The following is a 17,207-nucleotide window of genomic DNA, read 5'->3' on the forward strand; positions in this document are numbered from 1 at the left end:
CGGTCGGCAGAGTCCTCGGTGTCAGCCACTCACCCCCTTCCACCGGGAGCAGCGATCATGGCCACCGTCACCGTCGGCACCGCCCGCGTCCACTACGACGTCGAGGGCTCGGGCGCCGGTCCCGCCCTTCTCCTCGTCCACGGCACCGGTTCGGGCGGCGCCGCCGTCAACTGGGGTCGGACCGCGCCCCGCTTCACCGGCGACCGTACGGTCGTCACCCTGGACCTGTCCGGCGCCGACCGGACCGTCGACGACGGCGGGCCGCTGACCGTCGAGGCGCTCGCCGCGCAGGTGATCGCGGTGATCGAGGCGGCCGGCACCGGGCCGGTCGATCTGCTCGGTTTCTCGATGGGTTCCCCGATCTCGGCGACCGTCGCAGCGCTCCGCCCCGACCTGGTGAACAAGCTGGTCCTGGTGGCGGGTTGGGCGTACACGGACGGCGACGAGTACCTGCGGAACCTGTTCACGCTGTGGCAGCGGCTCGGTACGTACGACCCGGCGGGCTTCGGGCGGAGCGTGACGATGACGGGGTTCAGCCGTGGTTTCCTCAACGGCATCGGCCGCGAGGGCGTCGAGGCGCTGATCCCGAACCTGCCGCCCACCCCCGGCACCCTGCGGCACGTGGCGCTCGACCTGGAGGTCGACATCCGGGAGCTGCTGCCCCGGATCACGGCGGAGACGCTGGTCGTGGGCTGCACGCAGGACGCGACCGCACCCGTGGAGAACAGCCGGGCGCTGCACGCGGCGATCGGCGGCAGCTCGTACGCGGAGATCGACGCCGGGCATGTCGTCTTCTTCGAGAAGGAGGACGAGTTCGTGAGGACGGTGACGGATTTCCTCGGTTCCCTCGTCGGTTCGGTCCGCGTCTGAAGCCATGCTGGGAGGCATGGGTGAGACAAATACGCGTACGAGAACGATCGACGACGCCGAGCGCAGGGCCCGGCTCGCGGTCCGGCACCGGCTGGCCGGGGCCGCGCGGGCGGCGACGGCGGAGGAGGTCGGGGACTCCTTGGTGGCGCTGCACGGCACGGATCCGGCGAGCGTGTTCCTCGCGATGGGGGCGCGGCTGGCGGGCGGCGAAGGGCCGGTCGCGTCGGCCGAGCGGGCACTGTACGAGGAACGGTCCCTGATCCGGATGCACGGCATGCGGCACACGGTCTTCGTCTTCCCGTCCTCTCTCGCGCCCGCCGTGCAGTCCTCGACGACCCGCCCGGCCGCCGTGCGTGAACGGACGGTGCTCGTCCGCCACTTGGCGGAGGGGAGCTCCTTCGACGAGGCCTGGCTGGCGGAGACGGAGCGGCTGGTCCTGGCCGAGCTGGCCGTACGCGGGGAGGCGGCCGGCACCGAACTGGGCGCGGCCGTACCGAGGTTGCGGGAGACGTTCGTGTACGGGCCGGGCACCCGTCAGGAGGGCGTCCAGTCCGTCGCGAGCCGGGTGCTGCGGGTCCTCGGCATGGAGGGCCGGATCGTCCGGGGGCGGCCGCAGGGGACGTGGACGTCGAGCCGTTTCCGCTGGGCGCTCGCGGAGGAGCACCCGCCGGTGCCGGCGGCGGAGGCGCGGGCCGAGCTGATCGGGCGCTGGCTGGCGGCCTGCGGGCCGGCGACCGAGGCGGATCTGAAGTGGTGGACGGGGTGGAAGGTCACGGACGTGCGCGCGGCGCTCGCCGCGGTCGGGGCGGTGGCGGTGACGCTGGCCGGGGACGGGGACGGGGACAGGGCTGGGGCTGGGGCTGGGGCTGGGGCCGGGGCTGGGGCCGGGGGGACGGGTTTCGTCCTGCCGGACGACCTCGACCCCGTACCGGCGCCGGAGCCGTGGGCGGCGCTGCTGCCCGCGCTCGACCCGACGGCGATGGGCTGGCAGGGCCGGGACTGGTACCAGGACCCCGGCCACCGGGCCGCGCTGTACGACCGCAGCGGGAACATCGCGCCGACGGTGTGGTGGGACGGCCGGATCGTCGGCGTCTGGGCGCAGCGGCCGGACGGCGGGATCGTCCACCGGCTCCTGACCGACGTGGGCGGGGACGCGGTGCGGGCGATCGGGGTGGAGGCGGCGCGACTGGCGGCCTGGGTGGGGGACGTACGGGTGACGCCCCGGTTCCGCACCCCGCTGGAACGGGAGCTCGCCGCGCCCTGATCACCGGCACCTACTCGCTCTCGCCGAGGCCGGGGACCCCCAGCTCGGCGAGGCCGTTGAGGACGAGGTCGACGCCGACCGCGGCGAGCAGCAGGCCCAGGAGCCGGCCGAGGAGCTCGATGGTGGTGCCCTGGGCGCGCCGCAGGACGCCGGCGAGGAGCAGCACGCAGGCCAGGTCGAGGGCGATGACCGCCGCGTACGCGAGGACGACGGTCGAGCGCCAGCCGAAGGAGTCCCCGGAGGCGCCTCCGATGAGGATCGCCGTCATGGCGAGCGGGCTCACGACGTACGGCGTGAGCAACTCGCGCACTCCGCTGACCAGGTCCGGGGAGTCCCGGTGCGTGCTGACGGGTCCGATGTGGAGGCCGAGGACGAGTCCGAGGGCGTAGAGGAAGAAGATGATGCCGCCCGCGAGCATGAGCGCGGGCGTGCTGATGTGGAAGAGCTCGAGCAGCCACGGGGCCGTGATGCCGGTGCCCAGACCGACGAGGACGGCCAGACCCGAGGAGACGAGGGCGATGGAGCGCAGCTGGCGGGCGGGGTGGATCTGGGCGAGCCCGGCGAACGACAGGAGCACCTTGGGCGGGCCGACGACGGAGAAGAAGGCGATGAAGGCGGTGGAGAAGCTGAGTGCGTGCACCCTGGAATCATGGGACGGCCGGGTGATTTCTCCCGTCTTTCCGGCCTTTGCCCGCGCGGTGTCGAGAATCGCCCGTCGGCTCCGATTCTCCTGCGAGAGGCAGAACCGGCCACGGATGTGAGGAGGACGTCATGAAGTACCTGGTGATGGTGCAGGGCTCGCAGATCGACTACGAGGCGATGGTGGGCCGCGGCTCCGCCGGGAGCCCTGCCTGGGACAAGGCGGACCTCAAGGCGATGTTCGAGCACATGAACGCGATCAACACCGAGCTGACCGCCAGGGGCGAGATGCTCGACGGCCAGGGCCTCGCCGCCCCGGCCACGACTCGCTTCGTGACGGTGGACGGCGAGGGCAGGCCGGTCGTCACGGACGGCCCGTACGCGGAGACCAAGGAGGTCCTCGCGGGCTACTGGCTCCTCGACTGCGCCTCCCTGGACCGCGTCACGGAGATCGCCGCCCAGGTGGCCCGCTGCCCCGCCCCGGCCGGCTCCCCGGAGTACGCGGTGGTGATCCGCCCCGTCGACGAGTCCGGTCCGAGTCAGGACTGAGCTCGCCGAGGCGCCCTTTCCTCAGTGCACCCCGTGGGGGCCGCCCGTGTGGCGGGGGGTGCCGCGGGGGATGAGGAAGGGGGCCGTCAGGGCCGCTGTGGCCGCTGTGGCCGTGCAGAGGGTGAAGGCCGCCGTGAAGCCCGTCGGCGTCGGGTCCGTGGTGGCGGTGAGGGCCAGGGTGGAGACGGCGGCGACGCCGATGGAGCCGCCGACCTCGTGGAAGGTGTTGACGATGCCGGAGGCGAGGCCGGCCTCGTGCGGGGCGATCAGGCCGAGGGACGTCGTGGTCGCCGCGACGAAGACCGCGCCGAGGCCGAAGGACGCCGTGGCGAGGGCGGGCAGGAGGGTCGCCCAGGGGTTGGCGCCGGGGGTCAGGAAGGTCAGCGGCAGGCAGCCCAGGGCCGCCAGGGCCAGGCCGCCGGTGGCGCAGGCGCGCGGGCCCGCCGTCGTCACGAGGCGCGAGCCCAGGTGGGCGCCGATCGCGGTCGTGAGGGCGATCGGGAGGAAGAGCAGTCCGGTGCGGAAGGCCCCGAGGCCGTACACGTGCTGGAGCTGCATCGAGCCCAGGAAGAAGAAGGAGATCAGGAGCGCGGTCGCGACCAGCATGAGCAGGGAGCCCGCGACGACCGGGCGCCGCGTCAGCATCCTGAGGTCCATCAGCGGGGCGGCGCTCGCCCGCTCGACCGCGACGAAGATCCCGTAGAGCGCGAGCGCGCCGAGCAGCGGCAGCAGGGTCGCGGCGGAGGCCCAGCCGGAGTCGCCCGCCTGGACGAGGCCGTAGACGAGCGCGCCGGTGGCGGTGGTCACGAGGAGTGCGCCGGGGGCGTCCAGGCGGGCGTTCGTGCGCCCGGGCCTGTTGTCCGGGAGGACCTTCGGGAGGGTGGCGAGGAGGGCCAGGCCCACCGGGACGTTGACGTAGAAGATCCAGGGCCAGCCCGGGCCCTCGGTGAGGGCTCCGCCGAGCAGGACGCCCACGGCCGAGCCGGTGCCGCCGATCGCCGCCCAGGCTCCGAGGGCCTTGGCCCGCTCGGCGCCGTGGAAGGCGGTCGTGACGAGGGCGAGCGCGGCCGGGGAGAGGAGCGCGGCGCCGATGCCCTGGGCGATGCGGCCGCCGAGCAGGACGGGGGCGTTCGCGGCGAGGCCGCAGACCAGGGAGGCGGTCGTGAAGAGCGCGAGGCCGGTCAGGAGGACGCGGCGGGCGCCGAGGGCGTCGGCGAGCCGGCCGCCGAGGAGCATGAGTCCGCCGAAGCAGAGGGTGTACGCGGTGACCACCCAGGTCAGGGCGGTGCGCCCCAGGTCGAGGTCGGCGGAGAGGGCGGGCAGGGCGAGGTTCACGACGGTGACGTCGAGGATCAGCATGAACTGGGCCGCGCAGATCAGCGCGAGGGCCGTCCAGCGGCGTGGGTGGGGTTGCGGGTGGGCATGGGTGTGGGCCGGCGCGTCGAGCTGAGGCTTCATAACTGAACTGTACGGCACAGTACAGTTGAACTCAACGGTACAGTTCGGTTGTAGGGTGACGGGTATGAACGCGCAGCCCCCGGACGTTCCCGCCGCCGTCGCCGCACCCAGGCCCGCACCCAGCGGCCCCCGCGCCGCCCGCAAGCGCCAGGCCGTCGTGCGGGCCGCCCGCGATCTCTTCCTCCGCGAGGGCTTCGGCGTCGGCATGGACGCCATCGCCGCCGAGGCGGGCGTCTCCAAGGTCACCGTCTACAACCACTTCGGCAGCAAGGAAGCGCTCTTCACCGCCGTCGTCGCCGGCGCCCTCGACGAGCCCCTGGCCGGAGGGGAGGAGGCGGAAGGGCCGGACCTCGCGCTGCTCGTCGCCGCCGAGGGGCCCGACGCGCTCAAGGCCGCCCTCACCGACGCCGGCCGCGCCTGGGCCCGGGCCGTACGCGCCGACGACGAGGGCCGCGCGCTGCGCACCCTCGTCGCCACCGAACTCCACCGCTTCCCCGAGCTGGGCCGCGCCTGGCGCGCCCACGGCCCGGCCGGCCACCACCCCGCCGTCGCCGACGCGCTGCGCACCCTCGCCGACCGGGGCCTCCTGGAGATCCCCGACCTGGAGGTCGCGGTCCTCCAGCTCTACTCGCTGCTCGTCTTCCCGCAGATGGTCTTCGAGCAGTACGGGACGGAGCTCGCCGAGGAGCTGAGCGAGCGGCTCGTCACGGACGGGGTCGAGATGTTCCTCCGGCGTTACGCCGCCTGAGACGGCCGGCCGGCAGACGCGTCGCTACGCCTCCTGACGCAGGCGTGCGAGCGTCGCGTCGAGGGTCGGCCCGCCGTTCTTCGCCGCGCGGTTGTACGGGAGCTTCCCGAGCATCAGCGCCATGCCGCAGGTGTCGGTGAGCGCCGAGAAGACGAGCCCGCCCGCGACGCCCGCCGAGAGCAGCTGGAACGCGGGGTGGACGAGGAGACCCAGTGCGAGGCCGAGCAGGACGAGCGAGCCCGCCACGAGCCTGACCTGCCGGTCCATCGCCCAGACCGGCTTCGCCGGGGCGCCCACCGGGCGGTCGAGGCCGTGCCCGCGGGCCGCCCAGCCGCTCGTACCGCCCGCGAGGTCGATCGCGGCGACGCCGTGCGCGGCGAGCCGGGCGCAGGCGTCGGCCGAGCGGCCGCCCGACTGGCACACGACGAGCAGCCCGCCGCGGGCCGCCGCCTCCCGGAGCTCGGGCACGGCCCGGCCGAGCCGGTCGAGCGGGACGTTGAGGGCCCCGGGAACGTGCCCGGAGGCGTACTCGCCGGGTGTCCGCACGTCGACGACGGTCAGCTCGGCCAGCCGCTCACGGGCCTGGTCGGCGTCGAGCGAGAGGGGTTCGTTCATGGCAGGTGTCATCCTTGGTCTTCGGCGGACGGGCCCTAGCCCCGTGCTGGGGAGTAAATTACCCCCTGGGGTATCTGTGGAGGAGTAGTCGTGGAACTCGATCTCGCGGGCGCGGAGCTCAAGGCGGTACTGAACCGGCTGCGCCGGGCCCAGGGCCAGATCGCCGGCGTGATCCGGATGATCGAGGAGGGACGGGACTGCGAGGAGGTCGTGACCCAGCTCGCCGCCGCCTCCCGCGCCCTCGACCGGGCCGGGTTCGCGATCATCGCGACCGGACTCCAGCAGTGCCTGACCGACATCGAGGACGGCCGGAAGAACGGCGAGGACCGCGATGCCATGCGGGCGCGCCTGGAGAAGCTCTTCCTGTCGCTGGCCTGAGGGGCGCAGAAACGCCGAGCACCCCCGGGGATGTCCCCGGGGGTGCTCGGCGTTTCGGGATCTCGCGCCTCAGTCGTCCGCGAGGCCCTTCAGGCGCTTCGCGATCCGCGTCAGACGCGCGCCCTGGTAGCGGGCGGCCTGGAGGACGCTCTCCTCCGGGGCGCCGTTGGCGCCGGGGTGCGAGGTGCCGTAGGGGTTGCCGCCGGCCGCGTAGACGCTCGGGTCGGTGAAGCCGGGCGAGACGATGACCGAGCCCCAGTGGTGGAAGGTGTTGTAGAGCGCGAGCAGCGTCGACTCGTTGCCGCCGTGGACGTTGTGGGCGCTGGTGAAGGCGGTCGCGGGCTTGTCCGCCATGACGCCGCGCTGCCACAGACCGCCCGAGGTGTCGACGTACTGCTTGAGCTGGGCGGCGACGTTTCCGAAGCGGGTCGGGGAACCCAGCGCGTACGCGTCGGCCCACTCCAGGTCGTCCAGCGTGGCGGTCTCCACGTCAGCGGTGGCGTCGACATGCGCACGCCAGGCCGGGTTCGCGTCGATCGCGGCGTCCGGGGCGAGCTCGGGCACCCTGCGCAGGCGCACGTAGGCGCCGGCCTTCGAGGCGCCCTCGGCGACGGCCTGGGCGAGCTGATGGACGGCGCCTGTGGACGAGTAGTAGATGACGGCGACCTTGACGGACATGACGAACTCCCTCAACCGGATTACTTTCCGCTTCGATGCTCCGAGGTTAAACGGATGACTATCCGCTTTGCAAGGGCAGCGGGTATGCTCACATCGAGGAGCGATCGAGGGGGACGCGAGCACACGCGGGCGAGCACGGGCGAACGGACGAAGGACAGGAGTCGGCAGATGAGCACGAGAGAACCGCGGGCCGGGGACACGGCCGCGGCGCCCGCCGCGCCGATGCTCAGCCTGCTCCCCACCGGCGGCGGCAGCCCCGCCCCCGAGCGCGCCGACGCCGCCCGCAACCGGCGGAAGATCCTCGACGCGGCCGCCCGGATCGTCGCCGAGGACGGCCCCGACGCCGTCACCATGAACCAGGTCGCCCACGCCAGCGGCATCGGCGTCGGCACCGTCTACCGCCGCTTCGGCGACGTCTCCCAGCTCCTGTGGGCCCTGCTCGACGACCGCGAGCGCCAGTTCCAGGAGGCGTACATGAGCGGCCCGCCGCCGCTCGGGCCCGGCGCTCCCGCCGCCGAGCGGCTCGACGCCTTCCTCGACGCGCTCGTCGACCGGGTCGGCGAGCAGCGCGAGATCCTGCTCGCCGCCCACTCCGCCGCGCCCCGCGCCCGCTACCACAGCGGCGCGTACCGGGTGATGCACACCCATGTGACCCTGCTCATCGGCGAGTTGAGGCCCGGCTCCGACGCCGCCCTGCTCGCGCACCTGACGCTCGCGGCGTTCTCGCCGGACGTCATGCACCATCTGACGGTCGAGCAGGAGCTGTCGGGCGAGCGCTTGAAGGCGGGCGTGCGGGAGCTGCTGACCCTGCGGGGCTGAGGCAGCACCCGGCGATCAGGCTCCGGGCCCGCCCAGCGCCGCCAAGCCGTCCAGCGTCCGCGCGAGCCCGAAGGCGTACGCGTGCTCCGCGTCGTACACGCCGTCGTACGCGATCGCCGACGCCTCCCCCACCCGCGCCGCCAGCGGGAACCTGGCCTCGTCGAAGACCCGGGCCAGCAGCGGCTCGTGGGTGTCCCACCACTCCGCGTCGGACATCGCGCTCTCCCGCTCCACGGCCCGCGCGTCCAGCTCCGCCCTCGCGCTCGCCTGGACGGAGCCGAGGAGGTACGTCAGCGCCGAGTCCCGCGCCACGTCGTCGAGCCCGAGCCCCTCGAAGGCCCCGAGCTCGTACTCGTACTTGGCCATCACCCCGGGCCCCAGCGGGGCGCGCACGACCCGCAGGTCGACCAGCCAGGGGTGGCGCAGATGCAGCGCCCGGTTCGCGTCGGCGACCGCCGTCACCCTGGCCCGCCAGGGCTCCTCCGGGGCGAACGGCGGCCGGTCCATCCGGAGGAAGGCGGCGTCCAGCATGAGGTCGATCAGCTCGGCCTTGCCGGGGACGTACGTGTAGAGCGTCATGGGGGTCACGCCGAGGCGCTGGGCGACCGCGCGCATGGTCACCGCGTCGAGCCCGCCGCCGTCGGCGAGGCCGAGGGCCGTGTCGACCACCGCGTCGACCGTCAGGCCCTGCCGGGGGCCGCGCCGCCCTGCCGGGGCCCCCGGCAGGGCCTCGCGCCACAGCAGCTCCAGGGTGCGCGCCGGGTCGCCGGCGCCGCTGCGGCTCTTCCCCTTCGTCTCCGTCATGACGGCCATTCTCGCAGGTCAGTAACTGTTTTCCCTAACTTTGTACGCTGTATAGAGTAACCTGTCCGGAGAGCATCGGAGAGCCATGGGACGATCGCCGGAGGGCATACGCATGAACCACCCCGTCGCAGCGGACAGCCACCACGTCATCCAGGTCCGCGGGGCCCGGGAGAACAACCTCAAGAACGTCGACGTCGACCTCCCCAAGCGCCGCCTCACCGTCTTCACCGGGGTCTCGGGCTCCGGGAAGTCCTCGCTCGTCTTCGGCACCATCGCCGCCGAGTCGCAGCGCCTGATCAACGAGACCTACAGCGCCTTCCTCCAGTCCTTCATGCCGTCCCTGTCCCGCCCGGACGTCGACGGCCTGCACAACCTGAGCGCGGCGATCGTCGTCGACCAGGAGCGGATGGGCGCCAACTCCCGCTCCACCGTGGGCACCGCCACCGACGCGTACACGATGCTGCGGATCGTCTTCAGCCGCCTCGGCACCCCGCACGTCGGCACCTCGGGCGCCTTCTCCTTCAACCTGCCCGAGGGCATGTGCCCGCGCTGCGAGGGCGTCGGCCAGGTCTCCGACATCGACGTCGACGAGCTCGTCGACCGCACGAAGTCCCTCAACGAGGGCGCCCTCACCGTGCCGGGCTACGCCGTCGACTCCTGGATGTGGCAGATCATCGCCCACTCCGGTTTCTTCGACCCCGACAAGAAGCTCGCGGACTTCACCGAGCAGGAGTGGGAGGACTTCCTCCACAAGCCGTCCTGCAAGGTGAAGGTCGGCAGCAACAACTTCACCTACGAGGGCCTCGTGGTGAAGCTCCAGCGCACGGTCCTCTCCAAGGACCGCGAGTCCATGCAGGCCCACATCCGCGCCTTCGTCGACCGGGCCGTCGTCTTCCGCACCTGCCCCGAGTGCGAGGGCACCCGGCTCACCCGGGCCGCGCTGTCCTCCCGTATCGAGGGGGTCAACATCGCCGAGTGCTCGGCGATGCAGATCAGCGACCTCGCCGCGTTCATCCGGAAGATCGAGGACCCCTCGGTCGCCCCGCTCCTCGCGAGCCTCCGCGAACTGCTCGACTCGCTCGTCGAGATCGGCCTCGGCTACCTCTCCCTCGACCGGTCCTCCGGCACGCTCTCCGGCGGCGAGGCCCAGCGCGTGAAGATGGTCCGCCACCTCGGCTCGCCCCTCACCGACGTCACGTACGTCTTCGACGAGCCGACCACCGGGCTCCACCCGCACGACATCCAGCGGATGAACGACCTGCTCCTCCGCCTGCGCGACAAGGGCAACACCGTCCTCGTCGTCGAGCACAAGCCCGAGGTCGTCGAGATCGCCGACCACGTCGTGGACCTCGGGCCGCGCGCCGGGACCGCGGGCGGCGAGATCTGCTACAGCGGGAACGTGGCGGGCCTGCGCGGCTCCGGCACCCTCACCGGCGACCACCTCGCGCACCGGGCGAAGCTCCGCCCCGAGGTACGGACCGGGACCGGCTCCCTCACCATCACGGGCGCGAACCAGCACAACCTCAAGGACGTGAGCGTCGAGATCCCCACCGGGGTCCTGACCGTCGTCACGGGCGTGGCCGGCTCCGGCAAGTCCTCCCTGATCCACGGCAACCTGCCGGGCCGCGCAGGGGTCGTCGTCGCCGACCAGTCCCCCATCCGCGGCTCGCGCCGCTCGAACCCGGCGACGTACACCGGGCTCCTCGCCCCGATCCGTACGGCCTTCGCCAAGGCCAACGGCGTCAAGGCGGCGCTCTTCAGCGCCAACTCGGAAGGCGCCTGCCCGCACTGCAACGGCCTCGGGCTCGTCTACACCGACCTGGCGATCGCGGCGGGCGTGGCCTCGGTCTGCGAGGCGTGCGAGGGCAAGCGGTTCACCGCCGAGGTCCTCACGTACGAGCTGGACGGGAAGAACATCCACGAGGTCCTGTCGATGTCGATCGAGGAGGCGTACGACTTCTTCACGGCCCTCGGGGCGAAGAGCCAGGCCCGCACGATCCTCGGCCGGCTGAAGGACGTCGGCCTCGGCTACCTCCGCCTCGGCCAGCCCCTCAACACCCTCTCCGGCGGCGAGCGCCAGCGTCTCAAGCTCGCCATCCACATGGCGGAGAAGGCCGCCGTCTACGTCCTCGACGAGCCCACCACCGGCCTCCACCTGGCCGACGTCGACCAGCTCCTCGCGCTCCTCGACCGCCTCGTCGAGGCCGGCAACACGGTCGTCGTGATCGAGCACCACCAGGCGGTCATGGCCCACGCCGACTGGCTGATCGACCTCGGCCCGGGCGCGGGCCACGACGGCGGCCACATCGTCTTCGAGGGCACCCCCGGCCGGCTCGTCGAGAAGGGCGACACCCTGACCGCCCGCCACCTGCGGGAGTACGTGGGCGGCTGAGCACCCCCGTACGGGTCCGCCCGCTCCGTGGACGGTGGTGGACCGGGAGCGGGCCCCGGCCGCAGGATCGTGGCATGACCACGTATCTGATCCTGCACGGCTTCCAGAACCACCGTCCGCCGGGTCACTGGCAGCACTGGCTCGCCGGGGAGCTGCGGGCGCGCGGGCACGAGGTGCGCTACCCGCAGCTGCCCGAGGCCGACGCGCCCGTCCTGGAGGACTGGCTCGCCGCCCTGGAGGAGCACGGTGAGCGGCCGGCCGACGGGGAGTTCGTGGTGCTCGCGCACAGCCTGTCCGTGCTGCTGTGGCTGCGGGCCGGGGAGCGGCGGCCGGACGCCGACCGGGTGCTGCTCGTCGCCCCGCCCTCACCGCCGGTGACCGCGTCGATCCCGGCGATCGCCGCGTTCGCCGACGGGCTCGACCTCGCGGAGAAGGGCCTGGCGGAGACGGGCCTGGCGGAGACGGGCGTACGGGCACGGCTCGTGTACGGGGACGGGGATCCGTACTGCCCCGAGGGCGCGGACGTCCACTACGGCACCCCGCTCGGCCTCGACACGGACCACGTCCCGGGCGGCGCGCACCTCAACCCCGACTCGGGATACGGGGAATGGTCCTCGGTCCTGGAGTGGTGCGAGAACCCGGCGGCCCGCGTCAAGGGTCGGTAGCCTCGGCCGGATGCACCCCGAGACCGCACCCTACGACCAGAGCCTGCTCGACGTGGGCGACGGCAACCTCATCCACTGGGAGGTCTCCGGCAACCCGGCGGGCCGGCCCGCGCTCGTCGTGCACGGCGGGCCGGGCTCCGGGTCATCCCCGCACAACCGGCGGTTCTTCGACCCGGAGGCGTACCGGCTCGTCCTCTTCGACCAGCGCGGCTGCGGGCGCTCCACCCCGCACGCGAGCGACCCGGCCGCCGACATGTCCGTGAACACCACCGCGCACCTGGTCGCCGACATGGAGCGGCTGCGCGAGCACCTCGGGATCGACCGCTGGCTGCTGTTCGGCGGCTCCTGGGGCTCCACGCTGATCCTGGCGTACGCGGAGGCGCACCCCGAGCGCGTGACGGAGATCGTCATCACGGCCGTCACGACCACCCGCCGCTCCGAGATCGCCTGGCTGTACGAGGGCGCCGGCCGCTTCTTCCCGGAGGCCCACGACCGCTTCCGGGCCGGGGCCGACGGGGCGGAGGACCTGGTGAGGGCGGAGGACATGGTGGCCGCCTACTCCGCCCTGATGAACCACCCCGAACGGGCCGTACGGGAGAAGGCCGCGGCCGACTGGTGCGCCTGGGAGGACACGGTGCTCTCCATGGAGGGCAAGGGCACCCCGTACACCGACCGGGTCGACGACGCCCGGCTCGCCTTCGTCCGGATCTGCGCGCACTACTTCGCCCACGGCGGCTGGCTGCCGGAGGGCGCGCTGATCCGCGACGCGCACCGGCTCGCCGGCATCCCCGGCGTCCTGGTCCACGGCCGGCTCGACATGGCAGGCCCGCCCACCACGGCCTGGGAACTGTCCCGCGCCTGGCCGGGCGCCGAACTGCACATGATCGAGGACGCCGGGCACCTGGGCGGCGAACGGACCCGGGACCTGATCCTTTCGGCCATGGACCGCTTCGCGAAGGGATGAACCCACCATGCGGGCGCCCGGCGGCGGCGGGATGATCGAAGCATGAGTTCCCAGGCAAGGCCCGAGATCCATCTCGCCCAGCAGCCCGAGGCCGACGCCCTGCTCGGGCGTTCGCCGCTCGCCGCGCTCGTCGGCATGCTCCTGGACCAGCAGGTCCCGATGGAGTGGGCGTTCTCCGGCCCGTACACGATCGCCTCGCGGCTCGGGGCGGACGATCTCGACGCACACGAGATCGCCGCCCGCGACCCGGAGGAGTTCGCCGCGCTGCTCTCCGAGAAGCCGGCCGTGCACCGGTTTCCCGGGTCGATGGCCCAGCGCGTGCAGCAGCTCTGCCGCTTCCTGGTCGAGGAGTACGGGGGCGACGCCGAGGCCGTCTGGGCGGACGCGGCGACCGGGAAGGAGCTGCTCGCGCGGCTCGAAGCGCTGCCGGGCTTCGGGAAGCAGAAGGCGCAGATCTTCCTGGCGCTGCTCGGCAAGCAGTACGGGGTGCGGCCCCCGGGCTGGCGGGAGGCGGCGGGGCCGTACGGCGAGCAGGGCGCGTACCGCTCGGCCGCCGACATCACCGGGCCGGAGTCGCTCGTGAAGGTGCGCGCGCACAAGCAGGAGATGAAGGCGGCAGCGAAGGCGGCAAAAGCCGCCAAGGATCCCAAACCGTCCGGGAATCGATAATTCCAGATGTCAATCCTGCTCAAGGTGACAGGAATTGCGCAGAACCTGTTCACAGAACCCCCCACAGATCGCTAACTTCCCCTCAACCTCGTCCGTTTCGGGAAGGACTTCTGTGAACGCAACCCAGCGCCGTGCCGCGGCCATCCTGGCCGCTGCCGCCCTCGCCACCCCGCTGGTCCTCTCCTCTCCCGCCACCGCCGGCCAGGACCCCGCGGCCGCACCGGCCCGCGATGCCGCCAAGCTGGCGAAGAAGCTGGTCCGCGAGACGTCCGGCAAGGACGCCTTCAAGCACCTGCAGATGTTCCAGGCGATAGCCGACTCGTCCGGCGGCCACCGCGCGGCCGGCACGCTCGGGCACGACGCCTCCGCCGCGTACGTGTACACGCAGCTCAAGAAGGCCGGCTACAACGTCTCGTACCAGAAGTTCGAGTTCCTCTACACGCAGACGCTCGCCGAGAAGGGCTCCGTCGTCTCCCCGGCGCCCCGCACGCTCGACGTCAAGGCGATGACGTACACCAAGTCCACCCCGGTCGGCGGCATCACCGCGGCCCTCGCGGCCGTGCCCGTCGACGCCGACGGCACCACCGGCTGCGAGCCGGGCGACTACGCCTCCGGCACCTTCACCGGCAAGATCGCGCTGATCAAGCGCGGTGGCTGCTCCTTCGCGATCAAGCAGGAGCAGGCCGCCGCGGCCGGCGCCACCGCCGCCCTGGTCTACAACAACGTCGAAGGCGCCCTCTCCGGCACCCTCGGCGACCCGGCCGCCGGGAAGCTCCCGACCGGCGGTCTCACCCTGGCCGAGGGCACGGCGCTCGCCGCCGACCTCGCCAAGGGGCCGGTCTCGCTCTCCCTGGAGATCCGCCAGCTCCAGGAGAAGCGTTCCACCAACAACGTCATCGCGGAGACCAAGGGCGGCAACGCCGCCAACACCGTGATGCTCGGCTCGCACCTCGACTCCGTCACCGCCGGCCCCGGCATCAACGACAACGGCTCGGGCTCCGCCGGTCTTCTCCAGACCGCCCTGGAGCTCGCCCAGTCGAAGGACAAGGTCCGCAACAAGGTCCGCTTCGCCTGGTGGTCCGCGGAGGAGAACGGCCTCCTCGGCTCCGACCACTACGTCAAGAACCTCACCGCGCTCGACAAGAGCGAGATCAAGCTCTACCTCAACTTCGACATGATCGCCTCGCCGAACTACGGCCTCTTCGTCTACGACGGCGACAACTCGGACAACGTCGGCGAGGGCGCGGGCCCCACGGGCTCCGCCCAGCTGGAGCGCGACATCACCGACTTCATGGACAAGAACGGGGTCCCGAACGAGGGCACCGACTTCTCCGGCCGCTCCGACTACGGCCCGTTCATCAAGGTCGGCATCCCCTCCGGCGGCACCTTCACCGGCGCCGAGGGCATCAAGACCGCCGCCCAGGCCGCCAAGTTCGGCGGCACGGCGGGTGTCGCGTACGACGTGAACTACCACGCCAAGGGCGACGACCTGAAGAACGTCAACATGAAGGCCTTCGACGTGAACATCGACGTCATCGCCAACGCCGTGGGCACGTACGCCCACGACATCTCCTCCCTGCGCAAGCCGGTCGTCTCCGTCCCGACCACCGGCGGCACGGGCAGCGGCGGCGGCCTGCACGACGACCACCACGAGGTCACCGAGTAAGCCGGTAGTCACTTCCGGCGGCGGGCCGTGCCGAAGATCGAGCGGCTGATCTCCCGGCCCAGCTGAGTGCCGATCGACCGGGTGAGGGATTTGAAGATCCCACTGCCCACCACCTGTTCGGCGAGCGAGGGCTCCGGCTTCGGAGCCCTCGCTCCCTGCTGTCCGGAGGCCTTCTCGGCCTTCTCGGCCTCCTTCGCCGCCGCGGCCTCCAGGGCCGCCGCCTCCGCCGCCCGCTGCTCGGCCGTCAGCCGCTCGTACGCCGACTCCCGGTCCACCGCCTCCGCGTACCGCCCGTACAGCGGCGACCCCTTCACGGCGGCGTCCAGGGCGGCCGCGTCGATCGGGCCCATCAGCGACTCGGGGGCCCGCAGCCGGGTCGCCGCCACCGGGGTCGGGGCGCCCTTCTCGCTCAGTACGGTGACCACCGCCTCGCCCGTGCCGAGCCCCGTGAGCACTTCCTCCAGGTCGTACGCGGAGTTGGGGAAGGTCCGCACGGTCGCCTTGAGGGCCTTCGCGTCGTCCGGGGTGAAGGCGCGCAGCGCGTGCTGCACCCGGTTGCCCAGCTGGGCGAGCACGTCCGAGGGGACGTCCTTCGGCGTCTGGGTCACGAGGAAGATCCCGACGCCCTTCGAGCGGATCAGCCGGACCGTCTGCGTGATCGACTCCAGGAACGCCTTCGACGCCCCCTTGAACAGCAGGTGCGCCTCGTCGAAGAAGAAGACCAGCTTCGGCTTCTCCAGATCGCCGACCTCCGGCAGGTCGTCGAAGAGGTCCGCGAGCATCCACATGAGGAAGGTCGAGAAGAGCTGCGGCTTGTCCTGCACGGCCGGCAGCTCCAGGACCGAGACGATCCCGCGCCCGTCGGCCGCCGTCCGCAGGAACGCGGCCGTGTCGAACTCCGGCTCCCCGAAGAAACCGCCCGCGCCCTGCTGCTCGAAGGCCGTGATCGACCGCAGGATCACCCCGGCCGTCACCGTCGACAGACCGCCGATCCCCTTCAGCTCGGCCTTCCCGGTGTCCGAGACCAGGAAGGCGACGACCGCCCGCAGGTCCTTGAGGTCGACCAGTTCGAGGCCCTTGGAGTCGGCGTAGTGGAAGATCAGGCCGAGCGACTGCTCCTGCGTCTGGTTGAGCTGGAGCACCTTCGAAAGGAGTACGGGGCCGAAGCCGGTCACCGTGGCGCGCACCGGGATGCCGGGGCCGATGCCCCCGAGCCCGTAGAACTCGCAGGGGAAGCCCGTCCCCCGCCACTCCTGGCCGACCTGGGCGGCCCGCTCCCGCACCTTCTCGCCGTCCGCCCCGGGGGCCGAGATCCCGGAGACGTCCCCCTTGACGTCGGCGAGGAAGACCGGCACGCCGTGGGTCGAGAGCTGCTCCGCGATCAGCTGGAGCGTCTTCGTCTTGCCGGTGCCGGTGGCACCGGCGACCAGACCGTGGCGGTTGAGCATCGGCAGCGGGATGCGGACCGGCGCGTCCGGGTGACACGCGCCGTCCCAGAGGAGCGCCCCCAGATCGAGTGCGGGTCCGTCGAAGGCGTACCCGGCGGCGATCTCGGCGGCGGGCCCCGCAAGGGGTGCGGGCGGCTGTGCGCTCTGCTCACTGACGCTCATGACGACACCTTGATTTCGCTTTTGTCACGGTTCGCACCAGCATCGCACCGCCCTTGCGTGGCTGCGCCGGGAGCCGCTTGCCCGGTAGGCTTTCCGTGTGATCTTCAAGCGCATCGGAAACGGAAAGCCGTATCCCGACCACGGCCGGGAAAGCACCCGGCAGTGGGCGGACGTCGCGCCGCGCCCGGTCCGCCTCGACCAGCTGGTCACCACCAAGGGCCAGCTGGACCTGGAGACGCTGCTCGCCGAGGACTCCACCTTCTACGGCGACCTCTTCGCGCACGTCGTGAAGTGGCGCGGCGACCTCTACCTCGAGGACGGACTGCACCGCGCCGTCCGCGCGGCACTGCAGCAGCGCCAGGTGCTGCACGCCCGCGTCCTGGAACTCGACTGACGCTCCACCGCCACTGACCCTTTCG

18 protein-coding genes are annotated in these 17,207 nt (G+C 72.3%); 12 read left to right on the forward strand and 6 right to left on the reverse strand.

All coding sequences use genetic code 11. The features are described 5' to 3' along the window. Nucleotides 1-57 precede the first annotated feature (57 nt). On the forward strand, nucleotides 58-870 hold the full coding sequence (locus OG357_RS18575) for an alpha/beta fold hydrolase (RefSeq protein ID WP_329622217.1): 813 nt from the start codon (nucleotides 58-60) through the stop codon (nucleotides 868-870). A gap of 4 nt (nucleotides 871-874) precedes the next feature. Then, nucleotides 875-2,134: a winged helix DNA-binding domain-containing protein gene (locus OG357_RS18580; protein ID WP_443066695.1), complete on the forward strand. Its 1,260-nt coding sequence runs from the start codon at nucleotides 875-877 to the stop codon at nucleotides 2,132-2,134. Between the two features lie 10 nt (nucleotides 2,135-2,144). Here OG357_RS18580 and OG357_RS18585 read toward each other — a convergent pair whose 3' ends face one another. Further along, a complete protein-coding gene (locus OG357_RS18585; RefSeq protein WP_329622219.1) occupies nucleotides 2,145-2,774 on the reverse strand; it encodes a MarC family protein in 630 nt (209 codons plus the stop codon). A 131-nt stretch (nucleotides 2,775-2,905) separates the two neighbouring features. On the opposite strand from OG357_RS18585, the gene OG357_RS18590 reads away from it, so the two are divergent. Continuing rightward, complete coding sequence (locus OG357_RS18590; RefSeq protein WP_329622220.1) at nucleotides 2,906-3,322, forward strand: YciI family protein; 417 nt, start codon at nucleotides 2,906-2,908, stop codon at nucleotides 3,320-3,322. A gap of 21 nt (nucleotides 3,323-3,343) precedes the next feature. Here the strand turns inward: OG357_RS18590 and OG357_RS18595 are convergent, their stop codons facing one another. Beyond that, on the reverse strand, nucleotides 3,344-4,780 hold the full coding sequence (locus OG357_RS18595; RefSeq protein WP_329622221.1) for an MFS transporter: 1,437 nt from the start codon (nucleotides 4,778-4,780) through the stop codon (nucleotides 3,344-3,346). 64 nt (nucleotides 4,781-4,844) lie between these two features. Between OG357_RS18595 and OG357_RS18600 the strand changes: the two genes are divergently transcribed. Next, the gene (locus tag OG357_RS18600) at nucleotides 4,845-5,528 is read left to right on the forward strand and encodes a TetR/AcrR family transcriptional regulator (RefSeq protein WP_329622222.1); all 684 of its coding nucleotides are present in this window, start codon (nucleotides 4,845-4,847) and stop codon (nucleotides 5,526-5,528) included. A 24-nt stretch (nucleotides 5,529-5,552) separates the two neighbouring features. Here the strand turns inward: OG357_RS18600 and OG357_RS18605 are convergent, their stop codons facing one another. Next, nucleotides 5,553-6,143: a rhodanese-like domain-containing protein gene (locus OG357_RS18605; RefSeq protein ID WP_329622223.1), complete on the reverse strand. Its 591-nt coding sequence runs from the start codon at nucleotides 6,141-6,143 to the stop codon at nucleotides 5,553-5,555. Nucleotides 6,144-6,233: 90 nt separating this feature from the next. Between OG357_RS18605 and OG357_RS18610 the strand changes: the two genes are divergently transcribed. Further along, entirely contained in the window at nucleotides 6,234-6,521 is a 288-nt protein-coding gene (locus OG357_RS18610; protein ID WP_141299218.1) for a metal-sensitive transcriptional regulator, read from the forward strand. A gap of 69 nt (nucleotides 6,522-6,590) precedes the next feature. Here the strand turns inward: OG357_RS18610 and wrbA are convergent, their stop codons facing one another. After that, nucleotides 6,591-7,199, reverse strand: a complete 609-nt coding sequence (wrbA, locus tag OG357_RS18615) for an NAD(P)H:quinone oxidoreductase (RefSeq protein WP_329622224.1) — start codon at nucleotides 7,197-7,199, stop codon at nucleotides 6,591-6,593. Nucleotides 7,200-7,367: 168 nt separating this feature from the next. Here wrbA and OG357_RS18620 point away from each other — a divergent pair, with 168 nt between their 5' ends. Then, entirely contained in the window at nucleotides 7,368-8,018 is a 651-nt protein-coding gene (locus OG357_RS18620; RefSeq protein WP_329622225.1) for a TetR/AcrR family transcriptional regulator, read from the forward strand. Nucleotides 8,019-8,033: 15 nt separating this feature from the next. Here the strand turns inward: OG357_RS18620 and OG357_RS18625 are convergent, their stop codons facing one another. After that, on the reverse strand, nucleotides 8,034-8,822 hold the full coding sequence (locus OG357_RS18625; RefSeq protein WP_443066696.1) for a TetR/AcrR family transcriptional regulator: 789 nt from the start codon (nucleotides 8,820-8,822) through the stop codon (nucleotides 8,034-8,036). Nucleotides 8,823-8,934: 112 nt separating this feature from the next. Here OG357_RS18625 and OG357_RS18630 point away from each other — a divergent pair, with 112 nt between their 5' ends. From OG357_RS18630 to OG357_RS18650, 5 genes are all read left to right on the forward strand, one after another. After that, on the forward strand, nucleotides 8,935-11,214 hold the full coding sequence (locus OG357_RS18630; RefSeq protein ID WP_329622227.1) for an excinuclease ABC subunit UvrA: 2,280 nt from the start codon (nucleotides 8,935-8,937) through the stop codon (nucleotides 11,212-11,214). A gap of 74 nt (nucleotides 11,215-11,288) precedes the next feature. Continuing rightward, nucleotides 11,289-11,879: an RBBP9/YdeN family alpha/beta hydrolase gene (locus tag OG357_RS18635; RefSeq protein ID WP_329622228.1), complete on the forward strand. Its 591-nt coding sequence runs from the start codon at nucleotides 11,289-11,291 to the stop codon at nucleotides 11,877-11,879. Between the two features lie 10 nt (nucleotides 11,880-11,889). Beyond that, nucleotides 11,890-12,843, forward strand: a complete 954-nt coding sequence (gene pip / locus OG357_RS18640; RefSeq protein WP_329622229.1) for a prolyl aminopeptidase — start codon at nucleotides 11,890-11,892, stop codon at nucleotides 12,841-12,843. A 42-nt stretch (nucleotides 12,844-12,885) separates the two neighbouring features. Further along, nucleotides 12,886-13,512 (forward strand): HhH-GPD-type base excision DNA repair protein, encoded by a 627-nt coding sequence (locus OG357_RS18645; RefSeq protein ID WP_329622230.1) that lies wholly within the window; start codon nucleotides 12,886-12,888, stop codon nucleotides 13,510-13,512. Nucleotides 13,513-13,624: 112 nt separating this feature from the next. Next, nucleotides 13,625-15,178, forward strand: a complete 1,554-nt coding sequence (locus OG357_RS18650) for a M28 family metallopeptidase (protein ID WP_329622231.1) — start codon at nucleotides 13,625-13,627, stop codon at nucleotides 15,176-15,178. Nucleotides 15,179-15,186: 8 nt separating this feature from the next. Here OG357_RS18650 and OG357_RS18655 read toward each other — a convergent pair whose 3' ends face one another. Then, a complete protein-coding gene (locus tag OG357_RS18655; protein WP_329622232.1) occupies nucleotides 15,187-16,788 on the reverse strand; it encodes a helicase HerA-like domain-containing protein in 1,602 nt (533 codons plus the stop codon). 97 nt (nucleotides 16,789-16,885) lie between these two features. On the opposite strand from OG357_RS18655, the gene OG357_RS18660 reads away from it, so the two are divergent. Beyond that, entirely contained in the window at nucleotides 16,886-17,182 is a 297-nt protein-coding gene (locus tag OG357_RS18660) for a type II toxin-antitoxin system VapB family antitoxin (protein ID WP_055642348.1), read from the forward strand. The last annotated feature ends 25 nt before the right edge of the window (nucleotides 17,183-17,207 follow it).

The sequence above is a fragment of the Streptomyces sp. NBC_01255 genome (assembly GCF_036226445.1).
Lineage (GTDB): Bacteria > Actinomycetota > Actinomycetes > Streptomycetales > Streptomycetaceae > Streptomyces.

Excerpts from the sequence above, each read along its gene's own strand:
- OG357_RS18575 (WP_329622217.1), top strand. The coding sequence starts at position 58 with ATGGCCACCGTCACCGTCGGCACCGCCCGCGTCCACTACGACGTCGAG.
- OG357_RS18580 (WP_443066695.1), top strand. The coding sequence starts at position 875 with ATGCTGGGAGGCATGGGTGAGACAAATACGCGTACGAGAACGATCGAC.
- OG357_RS18590 (WP_329622220.1), top strand. The coding sequence starts at position 2,906 with ATGAAGTACCTGGTGATGGTGCAGGGCTCGCAGATCGACTACGAGGCG.
- OG357_RS18595 (WP_329622221.1), bottom strand. The coding sequence starts at position 4,780 with ATGAAGCCTCAGCTCGACGCGCCGGCCCACACCCATGCCCACCCGCAA.
- OG357_RS18600 (WP_329622222.1), top strand. The coding sequence starts at position 4,845 with ATGAACGCGCAGCCCCCGGACGTTCCCGCCGCCGTCGCCGCACCCAGG.
- OG357_RS18605 (WP_329622223.1), bottom strand. The coding sequence starts at position 6,143 with ATGAACGAACCCCTCTCGCTCGACGCCGACCAGGCCCGTGAGCGGCTG.
- wrbA (WP_329622224.1), bottom strand. The coding sequence starts at position 7,199 with ATGTCCGTCAAGGTCGCCGTCATCTACTACTCGTCCACAGGCGCCGTC.
- OG357_RS18620 (WP_329622225.1), top strand. The coding sequence starts at position 7,368 with ATGAGCACGAGAGAACCGCGGGCCGGGGACACGGCCGCGGCGCCCGCC.
- OG357_RS18625 (WP_443066696.1), bottom strand. The coding sequence starts at position 8,822 with ATGACGGAGACGAAGGGGAAGAGCCGCAGCGGCGCCGGCGACCCGGCG.
- OG357_RS18630 (WP_329622227.1), top strand. The coding sequence starts at position 8,935 with ATGAACCACCCCGTCGCAGCGGACAGCCACCACGTCATCCAGGTCCGC.
- OG357_RS18635 (WP_329622228.1), top strand. The coding sequence starts at position 11,289 with ATGACCACGTATCTGATCCTGCACGGCTTCCAGAACCACCGTCCGCCG.
- pip (WP_329622229.1), top strand. The coding sequence starts at position 11,890 with ATGCACCCCGAGACCGCACCCTACGACCAGAGCCTGCTCGACGTGGGC.
- OG357_RS18645 (WP_329622230.1), top strand. The coding sequence starts at position 12,886 with ATGAGTTCCCAGGCAAGGCCCGAGATCCATCTCGCCCAGCAGCCCGAG.
- OG357_RS18655 (WP_329622232.1), bottom strand. The coding sequence starts at position 16,788 with ATGAGCGTCAGTGAGCAGAGCGCACAGCCGCCCGCACCCCTTGCGGGG.